Below are 23,962 nucleotides of genomic sequence, written 5' to 3' on the forward strand. Positions count from 1 at the left end.
GCCAGCCGAGCTTGTGGCTGATGGGGAACAGGCCAGATAGGCCATCTTTCCCCGGGACGTTGGGCATGCAATCGTCGACCCAACGGGCATCCGTGTCGGGATGGCCGGCGCCGGTGAGATGAGGGTGGATGAAAGGTGGGCTGATGAGCATGGACCTGTCCCTGGCAACGTGCGTGCGTAACGTTTATTCGGAATGGGTGTAATCGGCGTTCGAAGAAGGATCGATGTTCGATGAGCCAAATGGATTGAGAGGCCGTTTTTGCGACGCCGCGCCCTGCCTGCCCCACCACGCGCACTTCTCGTAGATATCGCCCGGCGTGCCATATTCGATGCGGTTGCCGTTGATCCTGATGTAGGAGCCGCCCGCGCCGATCCGGATTTCATGCTTGGCGTTCAGGACGAGCTTTCCGTTGCTGCTGGTGAGGGTGAAATCCTTGAGTGCGGCGAGCGCCATCTCATCGTTCTGCGCCTGGATCTGCACCTTGCCTTTGCCGGCGATGAGTTTCATGCCCTTTTGCGCAAACAGGCTGATGATCTCGCCGGCAGCGACGGTGAACTTGCGCAGCACGCCGACATCCGCGTTTTCACCTGCGGTGAAGATGAGGTTTTTGCCGGCGCTGTGCAGGATGGACTCGGGTGTTGTGGTTGCGATGGATGCGGTGGCGCTTAGCACCATCACCGCCTGTTGCAAGTCCTTGAGCTGGGTTTGCAGCACTTCGTTCATCGCCTTGGTATCGGCCGCCTCCGCCTGCGCGCTGGTGGCGACCTGCATCAGGCTTTCCATCTGCGCGTTGGCCGTTTGCAGCCGTTGCACGGCTTCGTGCATATCCAACTGCGCGCCCTGGGCGTTGACGCGGTTGTCCGTGCTGACGAAGAGGCCCTTGCCGGCGCGCAGGGCGCCGTAGGCGGAGGTGCGCAGCTCGAAGCCCTCACCGCGTTGCCGCCGCTGACCATCCACGATGTGGCCGAGCGTGAGTTGGCTTTTGCCGGAATGCTCGGTACTGAGCTTGATGTGCTCCTGGCCTTCCCAATCCTCCATCTGCAGCTTGTTGTCGCGCTGCGTGCGGATCACGTTGCGCGACATCCAACGATCCTGATTGGTGATCAGGTCGATGGCCTGGCTGTGATGGTGGAAGGCGGCGATGTAGGGTTTGTTGGGGTCGCCATCGCGGAATTTGATGACGGCTTCATCGCCGTCCAGCGCGGGGAAGTGCATGCCCGTTTGCAGCTTGCCGGCGAAGGGTTTTGCGAGACGCAGCGGTACGCTTTCGCCGCCCGGGCTCCAGGCGTCAAAGTCCAGGTCGAAGCGGACGGTGTAATAACCCTCCTTGGTGAGGTACGCGTAGTCGTAGCGGCTGGGGGAGGTGATGCGTGCGGACAGCGAACCGGCGATCCTGGGCCACGCGGTTTCATTGAGCGGCAGGCGGAAGCGCCGGTCGGCCGGCATCGCGGTGAAGGTATTGCGGTAGGTTTGGTCGCGGGCGCCGGTGTGGATCACCCTGGTGATCACCATGCCATTGGGGGCGTCCGGCAATACCTCATCCGTTTGGACAATGCGTGCGGGACGCATCGCCATCGATGTGCTGCTGCCCTTGTACACCACCTGCGTCGCGATGGCCGCTTCGTGCCGCAACTGCGCTTCCCACTGCGCTTGCGCCAGATCAAGATGGCCGGTGCCATACACATACCGTTGCCCGCAGGTGGTGGTGTCCTTGCTGGCGACGTTTGCTTCGGCCTGAAAGCGTTCCCACGCCTGATCGGGGTTGTAGTCGGCCACTCGATACGATTGCGGCACAATCCGCGCGTGGGTTTCGAGCGAGAGCAACGCCTCGCTCTGGGGGTTCAAGCCGGCCGGTTCGCGATGAAGCAGTGTGAGCGTGGGCGTATAGAGATAATGGTCGACATCGTCGCCAATAACGAGCACATCACCGTGCTCACCGTCATCGACGTAGCTGTAAAGCCCTTCCTGTTCCATCAAGACGCGGATGTAATCTCCATCGCTGAGCTTGTATTGCAGGCGGAAGGCATGCTGCGGATAGCTGCGGCGCAGATTGAAGGTGAATTGGTGACCTTTGAAGCCATGCCGGCGCAGGATTGCTTCGATGATCTGAGGCGCGGTTTGTTGCTGGAAAATGCGGCACGCTTGCACGTGGCTAAGACGTGCCACATGCGGTTCGATCACCAGTTGATAGGTGTATTCGTCGTGGGTGCGTCTGATGCGACTAAAAGCCGTGGCGCAGCCAGCAAACTGGCGAGGCGTGCCATCGGCGCTCACCATGCGGAACGTAGCATCGTGGCCGACGATATCCTCCCGCGCGATTGCTTGCGGATGGGAGAGCATGACGGTGATGCGGTAGGGGCTGCCCAACGCCTCCTGCGCTTCGAACGATCGCACGTCGAAAGCGCTGGAGAGCGCCACTGCAGGCATGTCGACGAAATAATGTTGATGCCCATCTTGCGCTACAGCGAGCGCGGATCCAACCGGGTCCGGCATACGGGTTCCTTTATGGCGGTGTTCTGGCCGTGGTACGGCAAGTCATGCGCATGGCTTGCGCATGCGCAGTGCGAGAACACCATTTTTAGGACCTCTCAGCCGCCCCTTCTAATGGTTGGAAGCCCGGTGCTGTGTAAGGAATGCCCGAATTTGTGTCGTCCGCGCCGGGTGCGGACAACGTGATGAGCGGCCGCTGACATATCTGCGAGAACAGGTTCTTGTCGCTCAACCCATGCGCAACAGAAATTTCAGCAACTGCCGGAAGCGCTTGCCGTACGGCGGATTGAGCAAGCCGGCGCCGTTGAACCGCGCTTGCCGGAACACCGGCTTCATATGCGAGAACGTGCGAAAACCCGCTTCACCGTGATAACCGCCCATGCCCGAAGGCCCTACGCCGCCGAACGGCAGACGATGCTGGGCGATGTGATAAAGCGTGTCGTTGAGCGTTACGCCACCGGCATGCGTGTGCGCGAGCACCTGATCGATGCGCGCCTGATCGCGTTCGAACAGATACAGCGCAAGTGGGCGCGGACGGCGGCTTATATAGTCGATGGCTTCATCGAGCGTGTCATAGGGAATCAGCGGCAGCAGCGGGCCGAAGATTTCTTCCTGCATCACCGGCATGTCGTCGTGCACGTCGGTCAATAGCACCGGCGTAAGCAGGCGTTGTTCGGGTCGATCGGCGACATCGTTCAAGCGTTCGCTACGTGCACCGGTGCTCACCGCGCTATCGCGCAACTGCACCAGGCGCTGATAATGGCGATCGGTCGCAATGCTGGCGTATTGCTGGTTGTGAGCGAAATCCGGATACAGGCGCGCCGTGGCGTCCTGTGCGGCAGCGACAAAGCGAGCAACGTCGTTACGCGGCAATAACACGTAATCAGGCGCAATGCAGGTTTGTCCCGCATTGACCAGCTTGCCGAACACGATGCGTTCCACCGCATGCTCAAACCGTGCGCCCGGTCCGATGATGGCAGGTGACTTGCCGCCCAGTTCAAGGGTTACCGGTGTGAGGTGATCCGCCGCGGCGCGCATCACGTGATGGCCGACCGAAGTTGAGCCGGTAAACAACAGATGATCGAACGGCAGCGCTGCGAAAGCCTGGCCCACGGACGCATCGCCATTGACGACGATCACTTCATCGGGCTGAAAATGCCTTGCGACGAGTTCGGCAAAAAGCTGCGAGAAACGCGGCGTATACTCGCTCATCTTCACCATCGCGCGATTACCCGCCACCAGCGCGTCCACCAACGGACCTACGGCAAGAAACAATGGGTAATTCCACGGCACGATGATGCCGACCACACCCAACGGCTGAGGGCGCAACTCCGTGCTCGCCGGTAGAAACGCCACGCCGGCCACGTGCCGCGTGGGCTTCATCCAACGCCAGCCATGCTTGAGCGCGTGACGGATGCCCGACAGGCTTGGAAATACCTCCAGCATGTCGGTCTCTTCGTGCGGGCGACAACCGAAATCCGCGTGGATCGCATCGGCAATCTCCGCGCGATGCTGGCTTACCACCGCCTCCAATGCGCGCAAGCGTCGCGCGCGCGTGGGCCAATCGGGCAATGGATCGCGCGCCTGCACGATGCGTAAGCGCCGCAATTCGGTGAGCAGATCGACGTTTGCGGGTTGATTCATGACACTCAAAACTTGGTGCGTAATTCAACGCCATACGTGCGCGGCGGCGTGATGGTGGCATACGGTGTGCCGAAATCATCCGTGGTGTCGTTGCCGATGCCGAGCACGTAGCGCTTGTTGAACATGTTGTTGACGTACAAGCCTACACCCCAGCGCTGATCCGGTGTATGCCAGTCCAGCCTGGCGTCGGTGCGCTGCTGCGATGTGCCGATGCTGAAGGCGGCGGTGCTGAAGCAATTGCCCTGGAATTCCGAGTCGGCGTTGCAGCGCGTATGACCGCGATAGGCATATTGCATATTCAGTTCGAGGTCGCCGCGATACACGCCGTGCCAGGTGTAATCAAAACCCACGGTGCTTGAAAACAGCGGCTCGCCCGTGGGCTGTCCATCAAGCACGACGCCGGAGGTGGAGACGCCGCGGATGTATGTACTGTCGATATACGCCATGGTGGCGTTCAGGCGCAGTGCGTCGGAGGGTTCCCACTGCGCGTCCATGTCCACGCCGTTCGCATGCTGGTCGCTGGTCATCACGGTGTAGAACGGTACGCCTGAACCGGATGAATTGGGATTGAGCACCGACGATTGCAGGTTCGAATAGCGGTAGTAGTACACCGAGGTGTTGAAAAGCAGGTTGTACTGTGGCACCACCATCTTGATGCCGCCTTCGTAGTTCCACACTTTTTCCGGTGCATACAGCGAGCCCACTTGCAGGCTGTTGTAACCGCCGGCCTTGTAACCTTTGGTCGCGGAGAGATAGGCCATCACGTTCGGCGTGAATCGGTAGCTTCCGACCAGGCGCGGGCTGAAGTCGTGCCAGGTGTGATGCACGGGCACCCATTCGCCTACCGCATTGGGAAACACGATGTTGCCGCCGAACGCCGCCAACGCCTGCTGTGCTTGGGGTGGCAAGAGACCGTAGACACCAGTGGAAACCAGTTCCGCCACAGTCTGATCGAACGCGGTCGCCTGGCGCGGTGGCGTATACCAGGTGAAATCCTTCTGGTCCTCCGTGTAGCGCAGGCCGGTGGTGATATCCAGCTTGTCGTTGACGTGCCAGATCACATCGCCGAACGCGGCATAGGCTTTGAAGTTGCCGTCGTTGCTGATCTCCTCGCGCCACGGATCGCCCAGCAAGTTGAAAGGCAAGCCAAGCGCCTGCAGGCCTTGCGTGATGTCGGTCAGCGGCAGGCCGATGCCATCCACATTTTGCGCCAACGTATCCAGGCTGCTGGTATTGGTATTCACCTGGCTGGTCTGGCGCGCCTGCTCGGAGTAGAAGCTCACGCCCGATACCCAGTCCATCAGATCGTTGTCGCCCGACAGTTTGAATTCCTGGTAATAGCTGTTGTTGTGCTCGATGTTGGCGGTATCCAGATAGCTGACGATGTGATCCGTACCGTCGTTGTCTTCGTCGTTGAAGGTATTGAAATGGCGCCAGGCGGTTGTCGAGGTGAAGCTTCCCCACGCAAACGAGTGGTCGATAATCAGCGTGGAATCATCGAAGTGGCGCCACTCGCTTGCCTGGATGGCATCGTTATAGAGCGGTGCCGTAAGGGGGTTGAGATAGCTGGCGGCGTTTGGCGGAAAGGGTGGACGTTGGTTGGTGTCGTTGGAAAGCGGTATCAGACCGATCGCCGGACGCGGCGGCTGGTTCAAGCGCTCGTAATCCCACGACCACAGCACGCGCGTGTCAGGCGTAATGTTCCAGCGGTAGACGATGCGGCTTCCCCAATCGTCATTCTTGCCATAGTGCTGGCCGTTGGCCTGGTCGCGGATCCAGCCGTCGCTCTGGTTGTCCAGCACACTCACACGTAGCGCCATGTCCTTGGCGAGCGGGAGGTTGACCAGTGCGCTCTCATAATGCTCGCCCTCATTGCCGATACGCACCGTGGCCTTGCCTTCGAACGTATCGGTGGGCTCGTTGGTGACGATGGAGATCGCGCCGCCTGCCGCATTGCGGCCGAACAACGTACCTTGCGGCCCTTTAAGCACTTCGATGCGATCGATGTCGTTGAACGCAAGCAATGCACCACCGGAGCGCGCCGCGTAGACGCCATCGATGTACACGCCTACCGCCGACTCCGTACCGATACCGAAGTCGCTGGTGCTGATGCCGCGCAATGAATAGCTGGGCTGCGTCGGCTGGCTTCCATCCACCACCAGGCCAGGTACGAATAGCGAGATTTTGCTGAGATCCGTGGCGGCCTGCGTGTCGATCTGTTTTGACGTGATGATCTGCAGTGGAATCGGCACCTGTTCCATTTGCTGCGTGCGGCTTTGCGCGGTCACGGTGATGTTGCCAAGCTGCTTGGCTTTACTCGCGTCGGGCTGGTTCTGCGTATCGTTCGTGCTGGTCTGCACCGGTGCATCGTCGCCAAAGGCGGACATGGGTGTGCACATCAGCAGTGCAACGCCACCACGCAGGAGATGGCGCACATAAGCGGGCAGTGTTCGTTGATGGGCAATCATGTTTTTCTTTCCCCCAAGAAATGAAACGAAATACCCCTCAATGCAACACCACGCATTCCCCAGGCTGCGCCGCGATCCATGCCTTGATCAGCGCGACGCCCTCCTTGTGCACTGTGCTACGGCCGATCTCGGGCATCATCGTGCCCGGCTGGGTGGAGCTGAGCCGGTACGGAATAATCGAGTCGTCGGGATGGCCCGGCACGATATCGAAGAAGTGATCGCCCGTACCTTGCCCCGCGGCAGTCGGTGGTTTGCAGATGCCGATGTGACGGTCTTTCGGCGTGCTGATGTCCAGCGTCAGGCCGGTGGTATTGGCGGCGCCTTTCGGGTTGTGGCAATGGCCGCAATTGATGTCGAGGTAGGCGCGTGCGCGGGCATCCAGCGAAGCGTGTGGATCCATCCAGTTCGCGTTGCGTGGCGCATCGGCGGGCGCGGGCGCGCCGGTGAGATACCCCACGCGTGTGAGATGCGTCAGTTGGTTTTCGTCACCGTCGGCGTAGCGATAATCGCGGTTGAGATGTCGCGCTTTCGGACCGATCGGCTGCAGCGCACGCGTGGTCCAGTCGCGTGCATGGCAGCTGACGCATTGGCTTTGATCGGGTACGACGTAATTGAAATCTTCGCGTTCGCCGTTCTCGCTTATCAGCCGCAACGGTTGCACATCGCCGGTGCGCGCGAGCAGGGCGTCGGTCTGGTCGGCATTCCATACGTAGGGGATGGCGATCCAACCGTTCTTGCGACGCACCAGCAGGCGCGTTTCCACCAGATGCACGTTGGCGAGATTCAAACCTTGTCCGGCGAAATCGCGACGGGTGTCGTAGGTGCGTGCGACGTCTTTGGCGTTGCGCGGTTCGGATGCGGGAATGGGATAAAAAAACGTTTTGCTGATGATCGTTCCCACTGGAAAATCGAAGGTATCGGTGGCGCTGTAGTGGGCGGAAACGCCTTTGGGCATCCAGATGGTGCGCAGCTTATGTGCGTAATCGGTAAACAAAGGCGTGTTCAGTTCGTACGGTACGACACCCTGATTCAACTGAAGCACGCCATCGCGCGCTTCGACCACGTGCCAGTCGCTCAACGCTGGCGGGTAGCCGTCATCGTGAAATGCCACCGGCTCCATGCCTCGATGGCAGGCTGCAAGGCACGGCAGTGCCAGCAACCATGTCATGCGTATCCACAGCTTCATTGACATCGGTGCGCTCAAACGTTCGGCTCGGGGTTGAGCGCAACCGGCGGCAGTTTGGGCAAGCTGCACTGGAAGGGCTTGGTATCCGTGCTTGGATGCTTGTAACCGTGTGGGCCGTCTGCATTGAGCACCCCGTTCGTATCTTCAATGCAGATGCGATCGTTGGCGGGCGGCAAGCCGTCGACCTGATGGTTTGGATCGGCGTAACCATCCCACACCACATCGGGAAAGCTGCCGTTGATACCGTACACGGCTGCCTTGAGCGTTTTCAGCTCCAGGCCATCCGGCGAATCGCCACCGCCCTTAAAGCGGTTGCCGTAGACGTAGATGCTTTTCGGATACGGGTTGTAATCGGCGGCCACGCCGAGCTTGTTGTAATAGTTGGTGGAAAAATAACTGGAAATGATCACATTGGCCGTCTGGTTGTCGGCGATGTCGTTGTCGAAGATTTCCACTTTGTCATTGGAGTTGACCACGACACCCGAGCCGGCCGGTACGCTGGCCACCGCCGCGCCTTTCTTGGCGAAGTTGCCGGTGTTGTTGGCAAATACCTTGTTGTGGAAGACGCGCGTAGCATGCCCGGCCTGGGAAAGATTGGGCATGTTGAAGACCAGGATGCCGCCGGTGTTCTTCGTCGCCGTGTTGTCGTACACGTCGGCATTGACCGAGTTCTCGATCTCGATCCCTGCTACGTTTTCTTCAACGCGGTTGCGGCGCACGACGATGGTGTTCGATTGCCCCACGTAGATGCCGGCATCGGAGGCGCCGATCACCACCGAATCTTCCACCAAAACGTTCTGCGTCTTCACCGGATAAAGGCCATAGGCGCCGTTGGTGCTCTTGGGGCCGTCGGTCCATTCGATGCGCACCCCGTGGATGGTGATGTTCTTGCCCTGGTTGATTTTCAACGCATCGCCCATCGTGTCTTCGATGGCGAGGTTCTCGATGGTGAAATCGTCGGCATTCACCAGCAAACCTTCCGGGCCGACGATCTGCCCCTTGAACGACAGCACCGTCTTGTCCATGCCTGCGCCACGGATCGTCACGCCATTGGTGCGCAGGCTCAAGCCACGCTTGAGCGTGTAATGGCCGGCCGGCACCGTGATGACGCTGCCGGGTTTGGCATCGAGCAACTGCTGTTCCAGTTTGCTTTCGAACGAGGCGTCGTTCTGACTTTGCGTGGCGCTCTCCTGATGACCGCAGGCAGCCAGCAGTAGCGACGTGACAAGCACGGTGCAGGTCTTGCGCATGACGGCGATATCTCCCCTGCGCCCTACGAGCGCGTACATGTGCACTGTCCTGCAAGCCATCCAGGCGGGGGAGGGCAAAAGGGACTGACATGGGGGGTAAAGCGGCCAGTCTGTGGCACATGTGAAGGCGGTAGCGGGTGTGATGTGCCTCCTCGGGCGTTGTGCGGGCGTATCCCTATGGACCGATCGGAGCGCGTTCGACCGTTGAAGACAACTAAAGGCTGCGTTGCCGAGATATCGCTACTACGGCGATCGGCGTGCCTTTATCTTGAATGCTCATCAACGTATGTCGAGGAGTCAACGATGCGCTCCCACTGGGTTGGACGCTTGTTTGGGCACACCGGAGGCGGCAGTTCGATCGCTGTCAGTCAGCGAAAGAAGGCGATGGAGCCGGTCGCTTCCGAGCCAATGGATAAGTCCAAGTCGCCGCATGCAGGGCGGACGACCACGGCAGGCTTCAAGCGCCTCTGCCTGGGCATCGGCGACGGCGATGTGCACCGCCAATAACGCTGCGCGATAGCCCATGGCTTCGCGCCAGGGGCTAGCCGGGCCCTTGTCCCCGGATATCTCTAACGCCTGCAGCACTCGTGGCACTATTTACGGGAGGCGTACGGATACTTACGGGGGAACCTATGGCGAGCGCGGCGCAAGACCTGGATCAGTTTGTCCGAGATGCGCTTTTGCGCGGGTGTTCGCGAGAGAGCATCGATCGCACATTGACGGACGCTGGATGGACGGTCGAACAGGTGCGAGCTGCCCTGGCCGCGTACGCCGATGTGAATTTCGCGGTGCCCGTGCCGCGTCCGCGTCCCTATCTTTCGGCGAAAGAAGCCTTTCTTTATCTGGTGATGTTCACCACGCTCTACGTGAGTGCCTATCACTTGGGCCAGTTGTTGTTCGAATTGATCAACCGGCACTTTCCCGATCTCGCCGCGTCGTATGCGAGCGGATATACGGACACCATCCGCTGGTCGGTGGCGGCGATCATCATCGCGTTTCCGGTCTTTCTCGTCTTCTCGGCCAAGATCGGCAGAGATTTAAAGCAACAGGTCATCACGCGACAGTCGGGCGTGCGGCGTTGGTTGACTTACCTCACGCTGTTCGTTGCGGCCATCGTGTTGATCTGCGATCTGATTACCCTGGTCTACAGCGTGCTGGGTGGCGAAATGACCATTCGCTTCGTGCTCAAAGTGCTGGTGGCCGGCGCGATCGCCGGTGCGATTTTTGGTTATTACTTGTGGGACCTTCGCCGCGATGAGCTCACCGCATGACTCGCCTCGGCGCGGGACCAACGATGGCAATCATTGCCTCGGTGGCCATGCTGGGCGCTGTAGCGGCCGGGATGTGCGTAGTGGGCTCACCCACGCATCAGCGTCAACTGAAACTGGATGATCAGCGAATTTCAGCCTTGAGCGTCATGGCCAACGCGGTTCATCGCTATCGGCTCGTCCATCACACGCTGCCGGGTGATCTGAGCGAATTGCGATTGCAGGGCAGATGGAGCAGCGACCCGGTGACCGGTGAACCTTACGCCTACAACAGGCTGGGCGATGACACCTATACCCTGTGCGCGCATTTTGATGCCGTCGACCAACGGCACACCGGCGATTACGCAACACCATACCTTTACACACCAGGCAGCCCGGCATGGAGGCATCCGGCCGGGCTTTATTGTTTTCACTTCGCCGCAGAAAGCGACAATGTCCCCGTGCTAGGCACACCGCGCTGATCGCAGCGCGGTGTCCTCGGATAGCGCTGGATAGCGCGCAGCTTCAGCGCGCGCCGCCACCTGCGTACAGGCGCTCGCCGGTCAGCCAATAGGCATCGTCGGAAGCGAGGAACACGGCAATCGAGGCGATATCGTTCGGCTGGCCGACGCGGCCCAGCGGTGTGTGCGCTACCGCGTATTTCTCGAAATCGCCGCCGATGGCGCCCGCCGCAACCGCGCCTTCGGTTTCCACCATGCCTGGGTTGAGCGCATTGACGCGGATCTTGCGCGGCCCCAGTTCCTGTGACAGCACGCCGGTAATCGCATCCACCGCGCCTTTGGTGGCCGTGTACACCACGGTGTTCGCGGGCACAGCACGTGTGACGACCGACCCGATGTTGATGATGCTGGCGCCTTCGCCCAGGTGTTTCACCGCAGCCTGAGTGGTGAGCAGCAGGCCGCGCACGTTCACGTTGAACTGCCGGTCGAACTGCTCTTCCGTGAACGTCTCGATGGGTGCGAACTCATACACGCCCGAGTTGTTCACCAGCGTGTCCAGACGGCCGTAATGCTTGATGGCGGCATCGATGATGGCTTGTGCGTCAGCAGCCTTGGATACATCGCCTTGCACCGCCACGGCCTTGCCGCCGGCTTTCACGATGTCATTGACCACCGCGTCCGCACCCGCTTTGCTGGATGCGTAGTTCACGACGACCGAAGCGCCTTCCGCGCCCAGTGCCTTGGCGATGGCGGCGCCGATACCCTTGGATGCTCCGGTAACGACGGCGACTTTGCCTTTCAATTTGCTCATGAGGTTTGTCCTGCGTTTGGTAGTGGGGCGAAGAGGTGTTAAGTCCAGTAGTTCGTAACTTATGAACTATGGAACTAGAAATCAAGGGGCTGATAAAATGCTCCGCATGAGGCCCCTGATTCATCCTTCCATCGAGGACGTCACGGTCGAGGGCATCCTGCACGCCCTGTCCGACCCCGTCCGCGCCGCCATCTATGCCGAGCTCGCCGTTTCCAGCGGCGCGACGTGTTCCAATTTCCTGAAGATCAGCGACCGGGAGATTCCCAAATCCACGCTTTCGCAACATTTCCGCGCGCTGCGCGAGGCGGGCTTGATTCGCAGCGAACGCCATGGTGTGGAAATGCGCAATACCACGCGCTGTGAAGAGGTCAACCAGCGTTTTCCGGGGTTGGTCGTGACGATCATGCAGGCGCATCAGACCCAGGCGGCGGAGCGTCTGCAGGCAAACACGCGCAAGCCCAGTCCCCGCAAAACCAAAGCCCGCTAAGCGGCTATCGCTTCCATCAAGGCAGGCTTCGCCGCGCCAGTTGCGGCGGCATGCCGGTCCAGCGCTTGAACGCGCGCCGGAACTCGCGCGGATCGCTGAAGCCCAGTTCGATGCCGATTTCCGCCACGCTCATTTGGCCGGCGCGTAGCAATTCGAGCGCGCGTTCGGCGCGTACGCGATCATGGATTTCGCGAAAGATGCGTCCGCTTTCGGCAAGCCTGCGGCGTAGCGACCGTTCGCTCAGATGCAGCGTGTGCGCCACTTCCGTGAGTCGCGGATGGTCGCGCAAACGACTACGCAGGAGACGTTCCACCGAGCCGACGATTTCATCGGCGCTGGTAGTGCCGCGCAGTTGCTGGTGACAGAGCGCCAACGCCTGTCGCGAGGTAAGCGGGTTGTAGCCGGGCAGCGGATGAGCAAGCCAGTTCGCATCCACCACGATGCGGTTGTGCTGCGCGCCGAAACGCACGTCGCACTGGAATGTCGTGATGTATTCGGCGGCGTAGGAGGGCGCCGGATAGGTGAATTCCATGCGCACCGGCGTGATCTTGGGACCGACCAATTCCCGTGCGATGGCCAGGCAACTGGCGAACAACTCCTCGCACAAGAATGGCAGCAATTCGATTTCGCCAAAGCGCGGCCACGTCTGCACGGCCACATGCTGCGCGTCGACCACGGCCAGATCCACGTCGAGCAGGCTGCCGCAGACTTTGTGGTTTTCAATGCCCACGTTCATCGCTTCGCCGAAATTGCGCGACGTCATCATGGCCAGGCCCAGCAAGCCAAAACTGCCAATGGTTTCGTTGCGTCCGATGAGTAAGCCCAGTGCCGGGTAACGCAGGCCGCGCAGGGCGCGGCTGATCACCGTGCGTGCTTGCCGGTAGGACACGCGCAGGCTCGGTTCGTTGATCTGCGGGCGCGTGATACCCAAGCCGGCAAACCAGCCGTCGCTGGCGATGCCGTGCCGGGCGGCGAATTCAGTGAGATGTACCAGCACATTAGGTGGAATGTCGGCCGCCTGCGCGCGCGCGTCAGGCTCGATCGCCGCCGGTAGTGTGCGTCGTGCTTCGCGTAACTCGAAGGCTACTTCGGACATGCCCGCTTTCCCCGTGCCAACCCCAATTGGCGCAAGCGGGAGTTCTAGCACGGGTGGCGCCGGGGTGGTTGGCGCGGCGCACAAGTCGCCGCTGAGTGTTACGGCTGCGTGGGTTTCGCGTGCAGGGACGGTGTGGATGCGGACGTGCGCTTCCACTGCTCGATCCAGCCGCTGAGGTCGGCCAGGCGCTTGGCCGGATCGTCCTGCATCGACATGCCCACGGCGGCCCCGGCGACGCGGCCGGCAGGGTCGATCAACATCAAGGTGGGATAGATGCCGATGCCGAGCGTGTCGGTCAGCGCCGTGCCGTCATGCAATACCGGCCAGGTGAGGCCGTGCTGGTCCACGAACTGGCGCGCCGTGGGCGCATCTTCATACGTAATGGCGATGACATTCATATCGCCATGCGCGTGTGCATAGGCATTGAGGGTGGGAACCTCGGCCATGCATGGTGCGCATTCGGCGAAGAAAAAACTGATCAGCGTGTAGCGGCCTTGCAAGTCGCTCGACCGCTTCACGTCTCCCTGCAGCGACGGTAATTGGAAAGGAGGAAAGGCGTCGCCGCGTCCGAAGGCGAAGCGGCCTGGCTCGCCCGCATGAGCACCCGCCGGGCGCAGGCGCAACACGGCCATGCCGGCCTGGCTGTCACGGGTGATGCTGTAAGAGCGACGTGCGTGCAGTTGCTGCGCGAAGGCAGCGTAGTCCAACGGCTTACCGTTGGAGTCGAGGTAGCGGACGTGCGGTGAGGTGCCCAGTTGCAGCGCTGAGATGAAGTGGTGTTCGTCCGGGCTGAGGTTCGCGGCGCGGGCCGTGACGCACAGGCACATCAGTGCAAACAGGAGCGCCGGATGTGACCTAGACACTTTCGCAATACCTCTGTCTTGCCCCACCGTCATTCGCGCCTTCGCGGAAATGACGGTGGGGCTAAGTTTTGTATTTCGGCGAGATGGTGCTACTCGCCGATCGTCAGCAACGAGGCGTTGCCGCCTGCGGCCGTCGTGTTGATGGTGAGCGTGCGCTCGGTGGCGAAGCGCAACAGGTAATGCGGGCCGCCTGCTTTGGGACCCGTACCCGACAGCGATTCGCCGCCGAACGGTTGCACACCGACCACCGCACCGATCTGGTTGCGATTGACGTAACAGTTGCCGACGCGTGCATGGCCGCGGATGTATTCCACCGTATCGTCGATGCGGCTGTGCACGCCGAGCGTGAGACCGTAACCGGTGCGGTTGATCTGTTCGATCACCTTCGGCAGCGCGTTGCCATTCCAGCGGATCACGTGTAGCACGGGGCCGAACACTTCGCGCGTGAGCACATCGAGCGCGGGAATTTCATACGCGCGCGGGGCGAAGAAGGTGCCGTGCGACGTCGCCGCCGGATCGAGCTTGGCTTCGGCGATCTTTTTCGCTTCCTTGTCCATGCGTGCGGCGTGATCATTGAGGATTTTCAGCGCATCCTCGTCGATGACCGGGCCGACGTCGGTGGAAAGCTGGCCCGGATCGCCGACCTTCAGCTCGGCCATTGCGCCGGCGAGCATGCCGATCACCTTGTCGGCGACATCTTCCTGCACGAACAGCACGCGCGCAGCGGAGCAACGCTGGCCGGCGGATTGGAATGCCGAGGCGATCACATCCTTCACCACCTGCTCGGGCAGGGCGGAGGAGTCGGCGATCATGGCGTTCTGGCCACCGGTTTCGGCGATGAGCGCGGCGATCTGCGCATTGCGCGCAGCGAGCGCGCGGTTGATCGCCCAGGCGGTTTCGGTCGAACCGGTAAAGGCTACGCCAGCCACGCGCGGATCTTTCGTCAGCGCCGCCCCGACCACGGCGCCGTCGCCCGGCAGATACTGCAGCACGTCCACCGGAACGCCGGCTTCATGCAGCAGCTTCACTGCGGCGTAGCCAATCAAGGTGGTTTGTTCGGCGGGCTTGGCGATCACGCTGTTGCCGGCTGCCAACGCGGCCGCAATTTGGCCCAGGAAAATCGCCAGCGGGAAATTCCACGGGCTGATGCACACGAACACACCGCGCCCGTTGAGGAAGAGCTGGTTGTTTTCGCCGGTGGGACCGGGAAGTTGTTCCGGATGGCCAAACAGGCGACGCGCCATCGTGGCGTAGTAGCGCAGGAAGTCGGCGGCTTCGCGAATTTCCGCAATCGAATCGGGCAGGCTCTTGCCGGCTTCGCGCACACACAGCGCGATGAATTCACCGCGACGCGCTTCGAGCTGCTCGGCAGCGTGCTCCAGAATCGCGGCACGGCTGGCGGCAGGCAGCCGGTCCCAATCGGGCTGCGCGGCCACGGCATTAGCCAGCGCCTTGTCGACCAGTGCGGCGTCGGCGCTTACGTAGCTGCCCACGGTCTGGCGGCGGTCGGCGGGGTTGGTCACTGCGACGGTCGCGCCGCGTGCCAGCATGTTATCGGGGACATCCGACTGCCCGATCTTGGCCGCGCCACTGGCTACCAGTGGCGTGGCGGTCCACGGGCCGCTGGTGGCATTGACCGTCTCGGCGAGGGCCTTCAGTTCGTTGTCGTTGGAGAAGTTGATGCCCATAGAGTTCTTCCGAAGTTCGCCGAAGAGATTGACTGGCAGGGGAATGCGCGGATGAGGAATGGAGCTATAGCGACGCACCGTCTCGCACGGATCGGCCACCAGTTCGCGCACCGGCAGCGTTTCATCCACCACGCGATTGACGAAGCTGGTGTTGGCCCCGTTTTCAAGCAGGCGGCGCACGAGATACGGCAGTAGATCTTCGTGCGTACCCACCGGCGCATACACGCGGCACGGCACGTTGAGGCTCTGCTTGCCGATTACCTCCGCGTACAGATCCGTACCCATGCCGTGCAGTCGCTGGAATTCGAACGGACGGCCGCGAGCGGTGTGATGCACGGCAGCGATCGTGTGCGCGTTGTGCGTGGCGAATTGCGGATAGATCAGTTCCGCGCCCGCATCGAATAATTTGTTTGCGCACGCGAGATACGAAACATCGGTATTGGGCTTGCGCGTGTACAACGGGTAACCGGACAGGCCCAGCTCCTGCGCACGCTTGATCTCTGCGTCCCAGTACGCACCTTTGACCAGCCGCACATACCAGCGGCGCCCGGCGGCGCGCGCGGTTTCGATCAGCCAGTCGATCACGAACGGGGTGCGCTTGGAGTACGCCTGCACCACGATGCCCAGGCCATTCCAGCCCTGCAGCGACGGATGCGCGAATACGTCGCCGATGACGTCCAGCGACAATTCCAGGCGATCGGCTTCTTCGGCATCTACCGAGAGCGCAATACCTTGCTTCATCGCCAGTTGCGACAGCTCCAGCAGCTTGGCGGTGAGATCGCGCCGTGCACGTTCGCGGTTGGCCACTTCGTAGCGCGGATGCAGTGCGGAAAGTTTCACCGAGATCGACGGCGCATCGGTGTGATTGGCGAACGGGCCGCGCGCGCCGATGCGCGTGATGGCGTTGCGGTAATCTTGCTGGTAGCGCTCGGCCGTTTCGGAAGTGAGCGCCGATTCGCCGAGCATGTCATAGGAATAACGATAAGCGGTGTACTCGCCCCGGCTGCAGCGATCCAGCGCTTCGTCGATCGTGCGACCCATCACGAACTGATGGCCCATGATGCGCATCGCCTGACGCACGGCCAGACGGATGGCCGGTTCTCCGGCGCGGCCCACCAGGCGGCGTAGCGCACCGGTGACATCGTGACGGGTTTCCTCGGCAAGGTTCACCAGTTTGCCGGTGAGCATCAGGCCCCAGGTGGAGGCGTTGACGAACAGCGACTCGCTTTGGCCCAGATGCTTCTTCCAGTTTGCATCGCCGAGCTTGTCACGGATCAGCTTGTCGGCGGTGCTTTTGTCCGGAATGCGCAGCAGGGCTTCGGCCACGCACATCAACATCACGCCTTCCTCGCTGGAAAGGTCGTATTGGCGCATGAACGATTCCACCGCGCTCTGGTCCTTGGCGCGGGCGCGCACACGGGTAACCAGCTCGGCGGCCAGATCGATCACTTTTTCGCGCTCGACCGGCGGCAGCGTGGCCTGGGCGAGCAGATCGTTCACGGCTTCCGTTTCGTCGCGCAGCCACGCGGCGGTGATGCGCGCGCGGGCCGGCTCGACGCTGGTCGGCAATTCGGGGGCAAGAATGGGTTGAGTCACGATGGCCTGGCGCGTGGGTAAGGGGTCAGGGAACGGTAAATTGTAAGGGAAACCCCGGGGCGGCCGCGTTGCGGCGCAGCGTGGCCGTCCTGCGCCGGTTTTCCTGGCCATTTTTCGATGGTTGCACGCCGAGACAAATTGTCGCGGGTCGTCGCGGTACGCATCGCGACGAGGTTGTCCGCTCGTGCGTTCGCGCAGCCAATCGCGTAAATGCAGCAAATGGTGCGGCAATGTGCAGCGTGCAACGTGTCTGCAACACGCTGCGCCCGTCCTTGCCCGACTTAACGACGCGGCCTATGATCGGAAACGTTCCAGGCACGCCGGACTTCCATGATCGTGCTTCGACCAGCCTTCGGCGGCCTGCCGTGCGTGTTGTGGCTTCGGCCCAATCGCGTACTCAGCCGACGCGGTCTGCGTCGACTGATCATGGTGCTGGCTACCCTGGCGTTGATGACGGCAGGTCTGGGAGCGTGGCAGGGCGATGTATTCGCTCCGCTGTTCGCCCTGATCGAGGCTTCCGCCATGGCCATCGCGCTAAGCGTGGCGTGGCGGGCCGGCGACCGCAGCGAACGCATCACCCTCGACGACACGTCGCTGGAGGTGCAAATCCTGCCGGGGCGCCGTTGCACGCGCTTCCAGCCCTATTGGGTACGCGTGCTGCTGGAATCAGGGGAGGGGCGTTACCGATTGTTGTTGTCGTCGCACGGACGCAAGCTGGAAGTTGGCGCTTTCCTCGCGGAGGAGGAACGCGCCGAGCTGTTCCGGAAACTGAGGGCGCTGCTGGCGGATTTCCAAACCCAGCAACGCAGGTAGGGTCAACAAAGGTGCAAATGCATGAGAGCTGGCGGCTTCGGGAAGCACGGCATCAGGTTCAGGGCGAAACAGGCGTTCGGTGTTGCGGGGCTGATGGCCCTGGGTTTGTTCGGCGGCACGGCTCAGGCGAATCCGCAGCCTGGCCAGTTGAATCTCACGCCCGGCGTGACGACGTATTCCCATATTCCCTACATGCTCAACAATGTTGCGTTGGGCGTGTGCGTAGTGATCGGCATCCTGGTGTTCGGTGCGATGTTCATCGCGATGTTCCGCTTCCGCAAATCGCGCGGGGCGGTGCCGGAGAAGTGGTCGCATAACACCACCGTCGAAATCATCTGGACCGCCATTCCGGTGGTGATCCTCATCTCGCTGGCATGGCTGGCGACGGACGGCCTGCGCAAGTTCTCCGATACCACCGGCTCGCAGATGACGGTGAAAGTCACCGGGTATCAGTGGAAGTGGCGCTACGACTATGTCGACTACCTCGGCAAGCCGCTCCATGTGGACTTCATGTCCAAGCTCGATGACCAGAGCAACGCCACCCGTCAGCTCGATTCGGGTCTTGATCCCTACGCGGTGAAAGCCGACGGCGAGCAGACCTATCTCTTGAATGTCGACCACCCACTGGTGGTGCCGATCCATACCAAGATCCGCTTCGTGATCACTGCGGACGATGTGATCCATTCCTGGTTCGTGCCGGCGCTGGGCTGGAAGATGGATGCGATTCCCGGCGTGATCAACGCGGCGTGGACCAACATCAACACCCCAGGCATCTATCGTGGCCAGTGCGCGGAATTGTGCGGACAGGACCACGGCTTCATGCCCATCGTGGTGAAAGCGGTTTCGCAGGACGATTTCGCCAAGTGGCTGGCCGATCAGCAGAAGGCCGCCACGCCGCCCGCACCCGCGCCGGCATCCACGGCCGCCGCGCCCGCACAGGCAACGGCGCAGGTCGCGGCGAAGCAAAGTACGCAAGGCTGATTGATTCCACGGCTGCACATAAGCAGTTCACGACCGACGCATTCATTGAGGTAGAGGTTTGAAGGCCATGGCCCACGCAGCCACCCACGATGAACACCATGACGAGCACCACGAGCATCTGAATTTCTTTCAGCGCTGGGTGATGTCCACCAACCATAAAGACATCGGCACGCTGTACCTGGTCTTTTCGCTGCTGATGTTCTTTATCGGCGGCAGCTTCGCGATGGTGATTCGCGCCGAGCTGTTCAAGCCGGGCTTGCAGCTCGTGCAGCCGTACTTCTTCAACGAAATGACCACGATGCATGCGCTGGTCATGATCTTCGGCGCGGTGATGCCGGCCTTCGTCGGCCTCGGCAACTGGATGATTCCGATGATGGTCGGTGCACCAGACATGGCGCTGCCGCGCATGAACAATCTATCGTTCTGGATTTTGCCATTCGCCTTCGCGTTGATGCTGTCCACGCTGTTCCTGCCCGGTGGCGGTCCCGCCGGTGGCTGGACGATGTATCCGCCACTGTCGATACAGAGCGCTTCGACGGCCTACGTGGTGTTCGCGATTCACTTGATGGGTATCAGCTCCATCATGGGCGCGATCAATATCATCGCCACCATTCTCAATATGCGCGCGCCGGGCATGGATCTGTTGAAGATGCCGGTGTTCGTGTGGAGCTGGCTGATCACGGCGTTCCTGCTGATCGCGGTGATGCCGGTGCTGGCTGGGGCGGTGACGATGCTGCTCACCGACAAGTACTTTAATACGCACTTCTTCGATGCAGCCGGTGGTGGCGATCCGGTGCTGTTCCAGCATGTGTTCTGGTTCTTCGGTCACCCCGAGGTGTACATCATGATCCTGCCGGCGTTCGGGATCATCTCGGAGATCATTCCCACCTTCGCGCGCAAGCCGATCTTCGGCTACAAGGCGATGGTGTTCGCCATCGCGTCGATCGCCTTCCTGTCGTTCATCGTGTGGGCGCACCACATGTTTGCGGTGGGTCTGCCGCTGGGTGCGGAAATCTTCTTCATGTACGCGACGATGCTGATCGCGGTTCCGACCGGCGTGAAGGTGTTCAATTGGGTGGCCACCATGTGGGGCGGCTCGATGACGTTCGAAACGCCGATGCTGTTCGCCATCGCGTTCGTCATCCTGTTCACCATTGGCGGTTTCTCCGGCCTGATGCTGGCGCTGGTGCCGGCGGACTTCCAGTATCACGACACCTATTTCGTGGTGGCGCACTTCCACTACGTGCTGGTGACCGGCGCCATCTTCGCGATCATGGCGGCGACGTACTACTGGATTCCGAAGTGGACCGGCCACATGTACAGCGAGTTCTGGGGCAAGGTGCACTTCTGGAACTCGGTGGTGTGGGTGAACGTGTTGTTCTTCCCGCAACACTTCCTGGGACTTGCCGGCATGCCGCGCCGCATTCCGGATTACAACGTGGCGTTCGCCAACTTCAACATGATCAGCTCCATCGGCGGCTTCCTGTTCGGTGCCTCGCAGCTGATTTTCCTCGGTGTGCTGATCCATTGCGTGTGGTTCTCCAAGAAGAAAGCCACCGATCGCGTATGGGAAGGTGCTCGCGGCTTGGAGTGGACCTTGTCGTCGCCCCCGCCGCACCACAGCTTCACCATCGCGCCGGTGATTCACGACGAAGAGTTGGCGCACGGTCACGTCGAGGATTGATGGTATGAACCTCGATCGCCGCGCGTTGGAATCGGCACAAGAGCAACGGGTGCGCCGTGCGCGGCGCACGGCGAGGATCGTGGGCATCGTCGCGGTCGTCGTGTTCGTGGTGTCGATCGGGCAGATGCTCTGGTTGCAGCATCATCCGCAGGCACACGCGCGGGCAGTGCAGGAAGCGCTCATGCAGTAACCGCCACGACGGCGGAGTACGTAGGTCACCAGGAATATCTACGGGATACACATCATGGGTCAGCAGCACGACATCTACTACGTACCGAGCAAGAGCCAATGGCCGATCGTGGCCGCGGTGGTCATGTTCCTCACCGTGTTCGGCGCGGCGCACTGGCTCAATGCCGAACCCGGCGAGAGCGGCTTCGGCAAGACGATGCTGCTGATCGGCTTCGTCGGCATCCTCTGCATGTTCTTCGGCTGGTTCCGGTCGGTGATCCATGAATCGATGGCCGGCAGCTACAACAGCCAGGTGGATCGCTCGTTCCGCATGGGCATGATGTGGTTCATCTTCTCCGAGGTGATGTTCTTCGGCGCATTCTTCGGTGCGCTGTTCTACATCCGCATGTTCTCGGTGCCATGGCTGGGTGGCTACGGCCATGGCGTGCTCACCCATCAATTCCTGTGGAGCGATTACACCGCATCGTGGGGAGCCGGCGGTGGCAATGGGCCAGCGCATGTCGGAGGTGCATTCCAGACGGTTGTGCCATGGGGATTGCCGCTGCTCAACACGCTGATCCTGCTGAGCTCCAGCGTCACCGTCACCATCGCGCACCATGCGCTGAGGGCTGGGCATCGCGGCAAGGTGCTGGCGTTCCTGGGCTTCACCGTATTGCTGGGCGCGAGCTTCCTGGCCTGCCAGGCGCATGAATACATCGAGGCCTACAAGGAACTCAACCTCACGCTCGGCTCTGGCGTGTACGGCTGCACCTTCTTCATGCTCACCGGTTTCCACGGCCTGCATGTCACGCTTGGCACCATCATGCTCAGCATAATCTGGCTGCGCGTGCTGGCCGGCCACTTCAACAAAGAACATCACTTCGGTTTCGAAGCGGTGGCTTGGTACTGGCACTTTGTGGATGTGGTGTGGCTCGGGCTCTTTATGTTGGTCTACATTCTCTGAGTAGAGACGAAGGTCGCCAATCCTGCAGAAGGCACGGGGACAGGCCTGTGCGCTTGCCGCACACATTTGTCTTGCCTCACCGTCGTGCCACCTTCGCCCAATGACGACCGGATGGGATGAAGCCTTTCCGCATTTCCGGCATTACATGCTTCAGCAATGTGAAGGCCGAACGCCCTAAGTCGCTAACACGTCCATCCAAAAAAGTCGTTAGACGACGGTCGCGAATGGTCCGCGATGTTTTCACTTCGTATGAACCTGCGCACCTCTAGTTTGCGAACAGGCACAACGTGATGTGTGTCCATGCGTCAAACGTGCCGCCGAGTGTCGCGGTGCGTATTCGCTCCGACTCGTGGAGGGTCTCATGCAATTAACCTCTTGCGCTGCTGTTGCGCTGGCAGTGGCGTGTTCGTGCACTGCCGCTCATGCGGATAGCACCATTTTGTTTACACGCCCCGTCAATAGCGTCCACAACGGAACGCTCATGCCGACAGGCACGGGTCTGTTTGTTATCAATGACACCGGCAGCGGTTATCGACAGCTCACGCCGCTGGCGTCCAATGCCTATTACACCCCCAGCGGTGCCTACTCATCGAGTGCGTTTGCGGCGAGCGGTTATTGGTTGACGAAGAATTTTTCTCCGGATGGTCGATATATCCAATACTTCGCCGGAAAACTGTCGAATCCAACGCTGCAGGGTCCTTATCCCGGCAAGTATTACGTGATGGACCTAAAGAACGGGAAGTCGCAGCCACTCTTTTCCGGCGCCGATGACAATGCATCACCCGGGCACGGCTTTCTGGCGTGGGGGCCTGCCAGCAGCAATGAGATCGCGTTTGCCAACTCCGCCAATGAAGTGGCCACCTCGCCCCCGTGCGTTTATCTGATGCATACGGATGGCAGCCATGAGCATCTGTTGTGGTGCGCCCCGGCCGACGAGCAGACACCGCAAGGCCCGGTGCCGACGTTGGCGGTGGATTCGATTCGATGGGCCGGCAACGGCAAGGCGCTGCTTGCGTATGTCTCCTACCAGCCGTTGCCGCTGGCCATGCCCAAGCAGAAAGTGACCACCGACCCCGTTGGGGGTACCGCGTACGAGGGCGTCTACGAAGTCGATGTCCAAACAGGTACCGCCAAGGAAGTGGCCAGCAATGTGCCCGATCCGCCCGCGGGCGACGTCTCGTACGACGGTAGCGTCGTGCTCTATCAGCAATACGGCTTCTCCGGCTGCGGCAACACCAACCCGGAGGACAGCACGGGCGTCAGCCTGTGCGTGAAGAACATGCACTCCGGCAAGGTGACCACGCTTTTCGAGAACAACTTGGGCGAGTGGGACCTCAACGGCGCAGGCGGCTGGTGGGCGACCTACTGGTACAGCCAGGCCCTGCTTTCGCCGGATGGTTCGAACGTGGCGGTGACCATGGAAAATACGCAAGGCACCGAGGCGGATCTCTACGTCGTGCGCTCGGATGATTCGAACATCACCCAGCTCACCGCGCCGGCCGCCAACACCGCTGTCGGCAGTGAGATCGCATGGCTGCCGGCCGCCTGGTCGCCCAATGGCAAGCAGCTCCTGGTCAATCGCATTACGGCGCCGTCGGCCAGCAACAGCAAGAACCAGACGACGCCGAGCGAGGTGCACGTCATTGCCTTGAGCAACGGCAGGGATTGGCGCATCACCAGCGGATTTGCCATCGACTGGTTCAATCCCCCCGGCTCCTGACCGTCCCTGGCGCCCAAGCACTACAAAGCCCGCCATTTGGCGGGCTTTTTTTATGCCACTGCTGCCGAAAGTCGCAGCCGGCGCGCGGACCGGGGTGGGCGGCTACAATTACTGGCCTACCCCGTGTGGGTGGATCCAGCCCATCCGAATGCCGATGATCACCATCGCAATCAGCAACAGCGAAAAGCTGATGCGACGGGTCAGTGCCCACACGGTACGTTTGCTTCCTTCCTTGTCGGTCATCATGAAATACAGCGCCTGGCCAAGGTTGAAGATCACCACCAGGAACATGATCACCAGCGCTACTTTGTAAATGGTTTCCACGTGAGAATCCCAAGCAGGCT

Annotated in this window: 20 protein-coding genes; 10 read left to right on the forward strand and 10 right to left on the reverse strand. The window is 61.0% G+C overall.

Annotation, left to right across the window (positions count from 1 at the left end; genetic code table 11):
- Positions 1 to 184: 184 nt before the first annotated feature.
- The 5 genes from DWU98_RS21015 to DWU98_RS21035 all read right to left on the reverse strand — a co-directional run bounded on the left by DWU98_RS21015 (position 185) and on the right by DWU98_RS21035 (position 9,078).
- The gene (locus tag DWU98_RS21015; protein ID WP_230474979.1) at positions 185 to 2,494 is read right to left on the reverse strand and encodes a type VI secretion system Vgr family protein; all 2,310 of its coding nucleotides are present in this window, start codon (positions 2,492 to 2,494) and stop codon (positions 185 to 187) included.
- A 225-nt stretch (positions 2,495 to 2,719) separates the two neighbouring features.
- The gene (locus DWU98_RS21020; protein WP_115497550.1) at positions 2,720 to 4,135 is read right to left on the reverse strand and encodes a coniferyl aldehyde dehydrogenase; all 1,416 of its coding nucleotides are present in this window, start codon (positions 4,133 to 4,135) and stop codon (positions 2,720 to 2,722) included.
- A gap of 5 nt (positions 4,136 to 4,140) precedes the next feature.
- Positions 4,141 to 6,603 carry a TonB-dependent receptor gene (locus tag DWU98_RS21025; protein WP_115497551.1) on the reverse strand — a complete coding sequence of 821 codons (2,463 nt, stop codon included), beginning with the start codon at positions 6,601 to 6,603 and terminating at the stop codon, positions 4,141 to 4,143.
- 37 nt (positions 6,604 to 6,640) lie between these two features.
- Positions 6,641 to 7,795, reverse strand: coding sequence for an SO2930 family diheme c-type cytochrome (locus DWU98_RS21030; RefSeq protein WP_230474980.1), 1,155 nt, complete (start codon positions 7,793 to 7,795; stop codon positions 6,641 to 6,643).
- A gap of 8 nt (positions 7,796 to 7,803) precedes the next feature.
- On the reverse strand, positions 7,804 to 9,078 hold the full coding sequence (locus DWU98_RS21035) for a parallel beta-helix domain-containing protein (protein ID WP_230474981.1): 1,275 nt from the start codon (positions 9,076 to 9,078) through the stop codon (positions 7,804 to 7,806).
- Between the two features lie 264 nt (positions 9,079 to 9,342).
- Here DWU98_RS21035 and DWU98_RS21815 point away from each other — a divergent pair, with 264 nt between their 5' ends.
- The 3 genes from DWU98_RS21815 to DWU98_RS21045 all read left to right on the forward strand — a co-directional run bounded on the left by DWU98_RS21815 (position 9,343) and on the right by DWU98_RS21045 (position 10,768).
- Positions 9,343 to 9,546: a hypothetical protein gene (locus DWU98_RS21815; protein WP_147293404.1), complete on the forward strand. Its 204-nt coding sequence runs from the start codon at positions 9,343 to 9,345 to the stop codon at positions 9,544 to 9,546.
- 125 nt (positions 9,547 to 9,671) lie between these two features.
- Positions 9,672 to 10,310 carry a DUF5671 domain-containing protein gene (locus DWU98_RS21040; protein WP_115497553.1) on the forward strand — a complete coding sequence of 213 codons (639 nt, stop codon included), beginning with the start codon at positions 9,672 to 9,674 and terminating at the stop codon, positions 10,308 to 10,310.
- A gap of 23 nt (positions 10,311 to 10,333) precedes the next feature.
- The gene (locus DWU98_RS21045) at positions 10,334 to 10,768 is read left to right on the forward strand and encodes a hypothetical protein (RefSeq protein WP_115497554.1); all 435 of its coding nucleotides are present in this window, start codon (positions 10,334 to 10,336) and stop codon (positions 10,766 to 10,768) included.
- Positions 10,769 to 10,811: 43 nt separating this feature from the next.
- On the opposite strand, the gene DWU98_RS21050 is transcribed toward DWU98_RS21045, so the two are convergent.
- Positions 10,812 to 11,558 (reverse strand): glucose 1-dehydrogenase, encoded by a 747-nt coding sequence (locus tag DWU98_RS21050; protein WP_115497555.1) that lies wholly within the window; start codon positions 11,556 to 11,558, stop codon positions 10,812 to 10,814.
- A 106-nt stretch (positions 11,559 to 11,664) separates the two neighbouring features.
- Here DWU98_RS21050 and DWU98_RS21055 point away from each other — a divergent pair, with 106 nt between their 5' ends.
- Positions 11,665 to 12,045 (forward strand): ArsR/SmtB family transcription factor, encoded by a 381-nt coding sequence (locus tag DWU98_RS21055; RefSeq protein WP_115497571.1) that lies wholly within the window; start codon positions 11,665 to 11,667, stop codon positions 12,043 to 12,045.
- Between the two features lie 16 nt (positions 12,046 to 12,061).
- Here DWU98_RS21055 and DWU98_RS21060 read toward each other — a convergent pair whose 3' ends face one another.
- The 3 genes from DWU98_RS21060 to putA form a co-directional block, all read right to left on the reverse strand.
- Complete coding sequence (locus tag DWU98_RS21060; protein ID WP_115497556.1) at positions 12,062 to 13,141, reverse strand: AraC family transcriptional regulator; 1,080 nt, start codon at positions 13,139 to 13,141, stop codon at positions 12,062 to 12,064.
- 98 nt (positions 13,142 to 13,239) lie between these two features.
- Positions 13,240 to 14,004, reverse strand: a complete 765-nt coding sequence (locus DWU98_RS21065; protein WP_158545145.1) for a TlpA family protein disulfide reductase — start codon at positions 14,002 to 14,004, stop codon at positions 13,240 to 13,242.
- 89 nt (positions 14,005 to 14,093) lie between these two features.
- On the reverse strand, positions 14,094 to 17,288 hold the full coding sequence (gene putA, locus DWU98_RS21070; protein ID WP_115497558.1) for a bifunctional proline dehydrogenase/L-glutamate gamma-semialdehyde dehydrogenase PutA: 3,195 nt from the start codon (positions 17,286 to 17,288) through the stop codon (positions 14,094 to 14,096).
- Between the two features lie 330 nt (positions 17,289 to 17,618).
- Between putA and DWU98_RS21075 the strand changes: the two genes are divergently transcribed.
- The 6 genes from DWU98_RS21075 to DWU98_RS21100 all read left to right on the forward strand — a co-directional run bounded on the left by DWU98_RS21075 (position 17,619) and on the right by DWU98_RS21100 (position 23,618).
- A complete protein-coding gene (locus DWU98_RS21075) occupies positions 17,619 to 18,101 on the forward strand; it encodes a DUF2244 domain-containing protein (RefSeq protein WP_196239559.1) in 483 nt (160 codons plus the stop codon).
- 21 nt (positions 18,102 to 18,122) lie between these two features.
- Positions 18,123 to 19,082 (forward strand): cytochrome c oxidase subunit II, encoded by a 960-nt coding sequence (coxB, locus tag DWU98_RS21080; protein WP_115497559.1) that lies wholly within the window; start codon positions 18,123 to 18,125, stop codon positions 19,080 to 19,082.
- A 67-nt stretch (positions 19,083 to 19,149) separates the two neighbouring features.
- A complete protein-coding gene (ctaD, locus tag DWU98_RS21085) occupies positions 19,150 to 20,766 on the forward strand; it encodes a cytochrome c oxidase subunit I (protein WP_115497560.1) in 1,617 nt (538 codons plus the stop codon).
- Between the two features lie 4 nt (positions 20,767 to 20,770).
- Entirely contained in the window at positions 20,771 to 20,956 is a 186-nt protein-coding gene (locus DWU98_RS21090) for a hypothetical protein (protein WP_115497561.1), read from the forward strand.
- Between the two features lie 54 nt (positions 20,957 to 21,010).
- Complete coding sequence (locus tag DWU98_RS21095; protein WP_115497562.1) at positions 21,011 to 21,898, forward strand: cytochrome c oxidase subunit 3; 888 nt, start codon at positions 21,011 to 21,013, stop codon at positions 21,896 to 21,898.
- A 481-nt stretch (positions 21,899 to 22,379) separates the two neighbouring features.
- Positions 22,380 to 23,618: a TolB-like translocation protein gene (locus DWU98_RS21100; RefSeq protein WP_115497563.1), complete on the forward strand. Its 1,239-nt coding sequence runs from the start codon at positions 22,380 to 22,382 to the stop codon at positions 23,616 to 23,618.
- A 108-nt stretch (positions 23,619 to 23,726) separates the two neighbouring features.
- Here the strand turns inward: DWU98_RS21100 and DWU98_RS21105 are convergent, their stop codons facing one another.
- Complete coding sequence (locus DWU98_RS21105) at positions 23,727 to 23,942, reverse strand: twin transmembrane helix small protein (protein WP_115497573.1); 216 nt, start codon at positions 23,940 to 23,942, stop codon at positions 23,727 to 23,729.
- Positions 23,943 to 23,962: the final 20 nt, after the last annotated feature.

Origin of the sequence: Dyella monticola (assembly GCF_003363155.1) — a bacterium.
Taxonomy (GTDB): domain Bacteria; phylum Pseudomonadota; class Gammaproteobacteria; order Xanthomonadales; family Rhodanobacteraceae; genus Dyella_B; species Dyella_B monticola.

Bases quoted from the DNA above. Each gene is read 5' to 3' on its own strand.
- DWU98_RS21040 (WP_115497553.1), top strand. From the start codon at position 9,672: ATGGCGAGCGCGGCGCAAGACCTGGATCAGTTTGTCCGAGATGCGCTT.
- DWU98_RS21020 (WP_115497550.1), bottom strand. From the start codon at position 4,135: ATGAATCAACCCGCAAACGTCGATCTGCTCACCGAATTGCGGCGCTTA.
- DWU98_RS21045 (WP_115497554.1), top strand. From the start codon at position 10,334: ATGGCAATCATTGCCTCGGTGGCCATGCTGGGCGCTGTAGCGGCCGGG.
- DWU98_RS21060 (WP_115497556.1), bottom strand. From the start codon at position 13,141: ATGTCCGAAGTAGCCTTCGAGTTACGCGAAGCACGACGCACACTACCG.
- DWU98_RS21075 (WP_196239559.1), top strand. From the start codon at position 17,619: ATGATCGTGCTTCGACCAGCCTTCGGCGGCCTGCCGTGCGTGTTGTGG.
- DWU98_RS21050 (WP_115497555.1), bottom strand. From the start codon at position 11,558: ATGAGCAAATTGAAAGGCAAAGTCGCCGTCGTTACCGGAGCATCCAAG.
- DWU98_RS21055 (WP_115497571.1), top strand. From the start codon at position 11,665: ATGAGGCCCCTGATTCATCCTTCCATCGAGGACGTCACGGTCGAGGGC.
- DWU98_RS21025 (WP_115497551.1), bottom strand. From the start codon at position 6,603: ATGATTGCCCATCAACGAACACTGCCCGCTTATGTGCGCCATCTCCTG.
- DWU98_RS21035 (WP_230474981.1), bottom strand. From the start codon at position 9,078: ATGTACGCGCTCGTAGGGCGCAGGGGAGATATCGCCGTCATGCGCAAG.
- DWU98_RS21030 (WP_230474980.1), bottom strand. From the start codon at position 7,795: ATGTCAATGAAGCTGTGGATACGCATGACATGGTTGCTGGCACTGCCG.
- DWU98_RS21095 (WP_115497562.1), top strand. From the start codon at position 21,011: ATGGGTCAGCAGCACGACATCTACTACGTACCGAGCAAGAGCCAATGG.
- coxB (WP_115497559.1), top strand. From the start codon at position 18,123: ATGAGAGCTGGCGGCTTCGGGAAGCACGGCATCAGGTTCAGGGCGAAA.
- DWU98_RS21815 (WP_147293404.1), top strand. From the start codon at position 9,343: ATGCGCTCCCACTGGGTTGGACGCTTGTTTGGGCACACCGGAGGCGGC.
- DWU98_RS21015 (WP_230474979.1), bottom strand. From the start codon at position 2,494: ATGCCGGACCCGGTTGGATCCGCGCTCGCTGTAGCGCAAGATGGGCAT.
- DWU98_RS21090 (WP_115497561.1), top strand. From the start codon at position 20,771: ATGAACCTCGATCGCCGCGCGTTGGAATCGGCACAAGAGCAACGGGTG.
- DWU98_RS21100 (WP_115497563.1), top strand. From the start codon at position 22,380: ATGCCGACAGGCACGGGTCTGTTTGTTATCAATGACACCGGCAGCGGT.
- ctaD (WP_115497560.1), top strand. From the start codon at position 19,150: ATGGCCCACGCAGCCACCCACGATGAACACCATGACGAGCACCACGAG.